This window comes from Streptomyces pseudogriseolus (assembly GCA_002154585.1).
In the GTDB taxonomy this organism is placed as follows: Bacteria; Actinomycetota; Actinomycetes; order Streptomycetales; family Streptomycetaceae; genus Streptomyces; species Streptomyces pseudogriseolus.
The window spans coordinates 1-610 of record MUNG01000639.1; the positions used below are offsets into that span (position 1 = coordinate 1).

Below are 610 nucleotides of genomic sequence, written 5' to 3' on the forward strand. Positions count from 1 at the left end.
GCACATCACCCGGCAGGATGATCGCCGTGACGGTGCGCCTGGCGTAGGCGGTGCGGAAGGCGCGGTCGATGAGGTTCGGCAGCTGCTCGGGGACGGTCGCCGTCTCGCAGAAGTCGGAGGCGACGTCCTTGAAGAGGCTCGCGAGATCCACTTCCTGCTGGTAGGAGCCGCCCATGGCACTGCGGTTGGTCTGCCCCACCAGGGCCACGACGGGAACGTGGTCCAGCTTGGCGTCGTACAGCCCGTTCAGCAGATGGATGGCGCCGGGCCCGGAGGTGGCCGCGCACACGCCCACCTTGCCGGAGAACTTCGCGTAGCCGACGGCCTGGAACGCGGCCATCTCCTCGTGGCGGGCCTGCACGAACTTCGGCTCGTTGTCCGCCCGCCCCCAGGCCGCCAGCAGCCCGTTGATGCCGTCGCCCGCGTAGGCGAAGACATGGTCGACATCCCATTCGCGCAGCCGCTGGAGGATGTAGTCGGACACCTTGGTGCCGGCCATGCGAACTCCCTTCCCGATCCCGTCGATGAACGACTGTCCCCGGCGTCCAGTTGTGCCCAGGCAGGCGCGGGGGTGACACGCTTCATGGGTAACCGGCCCGGTACGGGCGAA

Annotated in this window: 1 protein-coding gene; it reads right to left on the reverse strand. The window is 68.5% G+C overall.

All coding sequences use genetic code 11. The features are described 5' to 3' along the window. Positions 1–499, reverse strand: a 499-nt coding sequence (locus CCN29_RS33660) for a thiamine pyrophosphate-binding protein (RefSeq protein WP_442538671.1), incomplete at its 3' end; no start/stop codon positions are given. Positions 500–610: the final 111 nt, after the last annotated feature.